The sequence below is a fragment of the Allocatenococcus thiocycli genome, from assembly GCF_921292965.1.
Lineage (GTDB): Bacteria > Pseudomonadota > Gammaproteobacteria > Enterobacterales > Vibrionaceae > Vibrio > Vibrio natriegens.
Genome location: NZ_CAKLCK010000025.1, coordinates 21,101 through 27,100, shown reverse-complemented (window position 1 = coordinate 27,100; position 6,000 = coordinate 21,101). Strand labels below are relative to the sequence as shown.

General features: G+C 48.3%; 6 protein-coding genes. 5 read left to right on the top strand and 1 reads right to left on the bottom strand.

The features are described 5' to 3' along the window. The coding region (locus L9Q40_RS08890; protein ID WP_498793070.1) for a thiolase family protein at nucleotides 1–707 on the bottom strand (707 nt) is incomplete at its 3' end. A 270-nt stretch (nucleotides 708–977) separates the two neighbouring features. Here L9Q40_RS08890 and L9Q40_RS08885 point away from each other — a divergent pair. The 5 genes from L9Q40_RS08885 to L9Q40_RS08865 are packed head-to-tail and all read left to right on the top strand — an operon-like array spanning nucleotide 978 to nucleotide 5,996. Beyond that, complete coding sequence (locus L9Q40_RS08885) at nucleotides 978–1,367, top strand: MerR family transcriptional regulator (RefSeq protein WP_014234385.1); 390 nt, start codon at nucleotides 978–980, stop codon at nucleotides 1,365–1,367. Nucleotides 1,368–1,394: 27 nt separating this feature from the next. Next, nucleotides 1,395–2,564, top strand: coding sequence for an isovaleryl-CoA dehydrogenase (locus tag L9Q40_RS08880; RefSeq protein ID WP_498793069.1), 1,170 nt, complete (start codon nucleotides 1,395–1,397; stop codon nucleotides 2,562–2,564). Nucleotides 2,565–2,589: 25 nt separating this feature from the next. Next, nucleotides 2,590–4,194, top strand: coding sequence for a carboxyl transferase domain-containing protein (locus L9Q40_RS08875; RefSeq protein WP_498793068.1), 1,605 nt, complete (start codon nucleotides 2,590–2,592; stop codon nucleotides 4,192–4,194). 57 nt (nucleotides 4,195–4,251) lie between these two features. Beyond that, nucleotides 4,252–5,097 (top strand): enoyl-CoA hydratase-related protein, encoded by an 846-nt coding sequence (locus L9Q40_RS08870; RefSeq protein WP_065303708.1) that lies wholly within the window; start codon nucleotides 4,252–4,254, stop codon nucleotides 5,095–5,097. Continuing rightward, on the top strand, nucleotides 5,094–5,996 hold the full coding sequence (locus L9Q40_RS08865; RefSeq protein WP_498793067.1) for a hydroxymethylglutaryl-CoA lyase: 903 nt from the start codon (nucleotides 5,094–5,096) through the stop codon (nucleotides 5,994–5,996). The genes L9Q40_RS08870 and L9Q40_RS08865 overlap by 4 nt, the downstream gene beginning before the upstream one ends. The last annotated feature ends 4 nt before the right edge of the window (nucleotides 5,997–6,000 follow it).

The following is a 6,000-nucleotide window of genomic DNA, read 5'->3' as shown; positions in this document are numbered from 1 at the left end:
TGGATATCAAAGGCTGGTTTTAGCTGGGCAATTTTTTCGAAGTTGATCGAACGCGGATGTTCGTCGTAATCCAAAAGAGCAGAGGTCGATTTAGTGCGAATGTCTATCGGCGAGATTTCTTCTTCAAACAACCCTTGCTCTTGCGCATCTAAAGCGCGCGTGGCTGACATGGCTGCCCACTCGTCCATTTTTTCACGGCTGAAGTGGAGTCTGTCGGCGATTTTCTGAGCGTACACACCCATCAAAAGTCCTTCGTAGGCGTCCTCTAATCCGTCGAGAAACATATGATCATAAACGGACTGATGCCCCATTCTCATGCCACTTCTCGCCTCTTTCATCAGGTAAGGCGCATTAGTCATACTTTCCATGCCACCAGCGACAGCCGTACGGATGGTGCCTGCTTTAATCAGGTCGTGCGCTAACATCACGCTCTTCATGCCGGAACCGCACACCTTGTTGATGGTGGTGCAGCCAGTAGAAATTGGTAATTCGGCTTCGAGAGCCGCTTGCCGGGCAGGTGCCTGACCGCAACCTGCTGGTAACACACAGCCCATAAACACTTCATCGACGGCTGTGAGTTCCGCTTGCTGGAGCGCACTTTTTATTGCGATTGCCCCTAATGATGGAGCAGAAAATGTTTGCAGTTGCCCCTGAAAGCGCCCGATTGGTGTTCTTTTCGCACTGACAATCCAGATGTCATTTCCCATGATTCCACACCCTTTACGATGTATCACAGCATACGAACTTCCCCATCACACTCGCTATCAAAAACTTTCATACCCGCTTAAGTTTCAAATCAAACGATGAATCTTTCGCACTGTGATTTCTTGACGTTTACGTAAGCATAGCACTAGCCTTTACAGTGAGGTAAAGAAACAAGTTGATAAAAGAATAAATTTCCTCCGACCTTTCACCGCAGGGTCCGACTTCGAGAAGCTAGTTTTTATTCGAGGTAAGTAATTTGAGGTAAGTGTGTGATGGAAAAATATAAAATTAGTGAGCTAGCAAAAGAGTTCGATATTACGACTCGAAGCATCCGGTTTTATGAAGACGTCGGCCTGATAGAGCCAGAGCGTAAAGGCAATATGCGTGTTTATCAGCGCAGAGACAAAATCCGTCTCAAGTTGATATTAAGAGGTAAGCGGCTAGGCTTTTCACTCGCCGAAATTCGTGAGCTCTTTGAACTTTATGATCTTCAACAAACCGATGAGCAACTCCTGAAAATGCTCAATATCATTGAAGAAAAACAAGCGTTACTCCAACAACAGATGAATGACATCGGAGTTGTGATGGGCGAGCTAAACGCCGCGAAAGAACGTTGCTTACAGACGTTACAGAAACACAATAAAATATCCACGCATCCCTGACTTTAATCCTGCTACAGGGGAAATGTTATGAAATCCGCTTATACCCCACTCAATTTTGGTCTCGGTGAAACCATTGATATGCTCCGGGATCATGTGAATGCCTTTGCTAGCGAACACATCGCTCCGATCGCTGCCCATATCGATCATAATAACCAATTCCCCGACTATTTATGGCCGCTGTTTGGCGAGATGGGATTACTCGGCGTAACGGTAGACGAACAATATGGTGGAGCAGAAATGGGCTATCTTGCCCATGTCATCGCCATGGAAGAAGTCAGTCGCGCATCGGCCTCCGTGGGACTGAGTTATGGCGCACATTCCAACCTTTGCGTTAATCAAATTTTCCGCAATGGCACCGCAGAACAACGCAAAAAATATCTACCTAATCTAATTGATGGTTCTCATATCGGTGCACTCGCAATGAGTGAACCAAACTCCGGTTCGGATGTGGTCAGTATGCAGCTCAAAGCAGTAGACAAAGGTGACCATTTTTTGCTTAACGGCAATAAAATGTGGGTGACGAATGGACCAGATGCCGACGTCTTGGTGGTCTACGCGAAAACCGACCCTGGTGCAGGTTCGAGAGGAATCACCGCATTTATTATCGAGCGAACGTTTGAAGGATTCGGCGACGCACAGAAGCTTGATAAGTTGGGAATGCGCGGTTCCAACACTTGCGAACTTGTTTTTACCGATTGTGCGGTACCTAAGAAAAACGTTCTCGGCGAAATAAACCGAGGTGTCGAAGTCCTGATGAGTGGCCTTGATTACGAGCGTGTGGTCCTTGCTGGCGGGCCATTAGGGATAATGCAAGCTTGTATGGATATCGTGGTGCCCTACGTGCACGAACGTAAGCAGTTCGGCAAATCCATCGGTGAGTTCCAATTGGTTCAGGGCAAACTTGCCGACATGTACTCGCGCATGAGTGCTGCTAAAGCCTATGTTTACACCGTCGCGTCGGCCTGTGATCGCGGTGAATGTACCCGTAAAGACGCAGCAGGCGTCATCTTATACAGCGCTGAGCTCGCGACGCAAATTTCACTTGATGCCATCCAGCTGCTTGGCGGTAATGGCTACGTTAATGAATACGCAACCGGACGGCTGCTACGCGATGCCAAACTGTATGAGATCGGAGCGGGTACCTCGGAAATTCGGCGAATGTTAATAGGACGAGAGCTGTTCGAGGAATCACGTTAATCCAAGCGTTGAAAAGGAAGTCTCTATGGCCATCATAAAAAGTAAAACCAAGCCAACTGAAGAGCTGTTTCTTTCAAACAAAGCCGCAATGGAAAAGTTGGTGGGCAAGCTGCACACGGATACCGAAATCATCAAGCAAGGTGGTGGTAAAAAAGCGATATTGCATCAACAAAACAAAGGAAAGTTCCCCGTACGATCGCGTATAACCAGACTACTCGACGATGAGAGTGATTTTCTTGAAATCGGCCAGTTTGCCGCTTGGGAAGTGTACGACGAGCCCATTCCCTGCGCGGGTGTCGTCGCTGGTATTGGAACGATCAATGGCGTCCAATGCATGGTGGTCGCTAACGATCCTTCGGTAAAAGGTGGCACCTACTACCCTCTGACGGTAAAAAAGCATCTGCGAGCACAAGAAATCGCTCAACGCTGTCGGCTACCCTGCGTGTACTTAGTCGATTCTGGCGGTGCCAACCTCCCTCATCAGGCTGAAGTCTTTCCTGATAGAGACCACTTCGGACGGATTTTCTTTAACCAAGCAAAAATGTCAGCCAAAGGCATACCTCAAATCGCCGTGGTGATGGGACTGTGTACCGCAGGTGGCGCATACGTACCCGCCATGGCAGACGTATCCATCATGGTTAAAGAGCAAGGCACGATATTTCTCGCCGGACCACCGTTGGTAAAAGCCGCAACTGGGGAAGTCGTCACAGGGGAAGAGCTCGGTGGCGCTGATGTCCACTGCCGAAAATCAGGGGTGGCGGATTACTACGCAGAGAACGATGAACATGCGTTGATGCTCGCACGCGAGGCGATTGCCAACGCCAATCAACCCAAAGTACGAAAAACCGAGCACTCCATCTTACCGCCCCGTTACAACGCAGAAGAATTGTACGGCATCGTCAATGCTAACCTTCGCTTGTCCTTTGACGTAAGAGAAGTCATTGCCCGCATTGTCGATGATTCTGACTTTGATGAGTTTAAGGCGCTGTATGGCAAAACTCTGGTTTGTGGATTTGCACGAATAGAGGGGCATTTGATCGGTATTGTCGCCAACAACGGCATTCTATTTTCTGACTCTTCACAAAAAGGCGCGCACTTTATTGAGCTGTGCGCCAAACGCAAAACGCCCCTACTCTTTTTACAAAATATCACCGGTTTTATGGTCGGCAAAAAGGTAGAGGAAGAAGGCATCGCCAAACACGGAGCTAAGCTGGTGATGGCAGTGGCTTGTGCCGAAGTGCCTAAGTTTACCATCATCATTGGGGGCTCTTACGGAGCAGGGAATTACGGCATGTGCGGCAGAGCTTATGATCCGACGATGATATGGATGTGGCCAAATGCACGTATTTCTGTAATGGGCGGAGAACAAGCCGCTGGCGTGCTAACTCAGGTTCGTAAAGACATAAAAGAACGCCGGGGTGAAAATTGGTCAGAACAAGAAGAGCACACATTTCGAGAATCGATCATAGACTTATATGAGACACAGGGACATCCGTATTACGCCAGCGCAAGGTTGTGGGATGATGGGATTATTGACCCGAAAAACACGCGCCAAGTCTTGGCACAAGCGCTCAATGCCGCACTCAACGCGCCGATTCAAGACAGTGAGTTTGGTGTTTTTCGTATGTAAAAAAGCAGAATGAGAAAAACAGAACGTAAATTTGGGAAAGATCGAAAGGACACATATATGCACGAACTTCAACCGAGCATTATTCCAAACGCGAAAAGGCAAGATGATGTGCTTTGGCAAGTTGACCGATATGGCGTCGCAACCATCACGCTTAACAGGACAAAGAAACACAACGCGTTCGACGCCTGTATGATCGATTTGCTAATACACAGGCTCGATTATCTGGCGTTGAGAAACGACGTTCGGTGTCTGGTTCTACGGAGTAACGGGGAGCATTTTTCTTCTGGTGCTGATTTAAATTGGATGAAATCCATGGCCAACAGTACACGCAAGGAGAACATCATTGATGCGCAAAACCTCGCCCGCTTAATGGAAACTCTGGACACATTCCCACAACCAACCATCGCCGTTGTCCAAGGTTCTGCATTTGGCGGCGCTTTGGGTTTAATTTGTTGTAGCGACATAGCTATCGCGAGCAAAAGCGCCAATTTTTGTTTAAGTGAAGTAAAGCTGGGACTCGTTCCAGCGACGATCGCTCCCTATGTCATGCGGGCTATGGGAAATCGACAGGCTCGCCGCTTCATATTAAGTGGTGAAGTGATCTCTTCAGATGACGCCGAACGATTTGGGATAGTTCATGAAGTCAGGGAACAGAGCGAAATTGACAACACTCTGAATGAGTTGATTGAGACGCTGCTGGTAAACAGCCCTGATGCGATGCGTCAGGCAAAAACCCTGTGTCACCAATGTCATCAAAACCCGATTGACTCTCATCTAATCCAGTACACGAGCAGATTAATTGCCGATATCCGCGTATCGCCGCAGGGGCAAGATGGCTTACAAGCGTTTCTCGAAAAACGTCTTCCGCGCTGGATAAATAAAGCGGATTCGGAGGAAACATGACACTCCCTTCAAAGGTAAAGATAGTCGAAGTGGGTGCACGAGATGGGCTGCAAAACGAGTCACCCGTCTCGACAAGCACCAAAGTCAGACTGATCAACTTGTTGTCGGACACAGGCTTAACTCATATCGAAGCTGGTTCTTTCGTTTCACCCAAATGGGTGCCACAGATGGCCGACTCTAAAGCGGTGATGCAGGCTATCTCCCGACGCAGCGACATTACTTACTCTGCACTTGTGCCTAACGTGAGAGGTTTTGAGCAAGCGCTAGAAGCTGGAGCAAATCAAATTGCCATTTTCACCTCGTGCTCGGAAGGATTCTGCGAGCACAACATTAACTGCTCTATCGCAGAAAGTCTGTCTCGATTCGAATCGGTGATGGAACAAGCTGCTAAACATAACATTCCGGTGCGCGGCTATTTGTCATGCGTCATCGACTGCCCTTATGACGGAGCGACAGCCCCCAATCAAGTGAGGAATGTTGCTACCAACCTCATTGATATGGGCTGCTATGAAGTATCGCTCGGAGACACAATAGGCACTGGCACGCCAAATCGTGTGGAAGCAATGCTGCAATCTGTTTTAAAGAATATACCGAGCCAGAAATTAGCCGTTCACTTTCACGATACCTGGAGCCAAGCACTTGCCAATATTTATCAGGCATTCATGATGGGCATTGAAACCGTTGATAGCAGTGTTGCTGGTCTGGGTGGCTGCCCATACGCTCACGGTGCGTCAGGGAATGTGGCCACCGAGGATGTTCTATACCTTTGTCGAGGGCTGGGAATAGAAACAGGTGTTGATTTAGAGCTATTAGCAAAGGCAGGCTGGATGATCAGTGAAGAGTTACATCGTCAGCCGACATCTAAAGTGTCACTCGCGTTGCGTCATCGTTATGAGTAATGAG

Coding starts and splice junctions, on each gene's coding strand:
- L9Q40_RS08870 (WP_065303708.1), top strand. CDS start 4,252: ATGCACGAACTTCAACCGAGCATTATTCCAAACGCGAAAAGGCAAGAT.
- L9Q40_RS08865 (WP_498793067.1), top strand. CDS start 5,094: ATGACACTCCCTTCAAAGGTAAAGATAGTCGAAGTGGGTGCACGAGAT.
- L9Q40_RS08875 (WP_498793068.1), top strand. CDS start 2,590: ATGGCCATCATAAAAAGTAAAACCAAGCCAACTGAAGAGCTGTTTCTT.
- L9Q40_RS08885 (WP_014234385.1), top strand. CDS start 978: ATGGAAAAATATAAAATTAGTGAGCTAGCAAAAGAGTTCGATATTACG.
- L9Q40_RS08880 (WP_498793069.1), top strand. CDS start 1,395: ATGAAATCCGCTTATACCCCACTCAATTTTGGTCTCGGTGAAACCATT.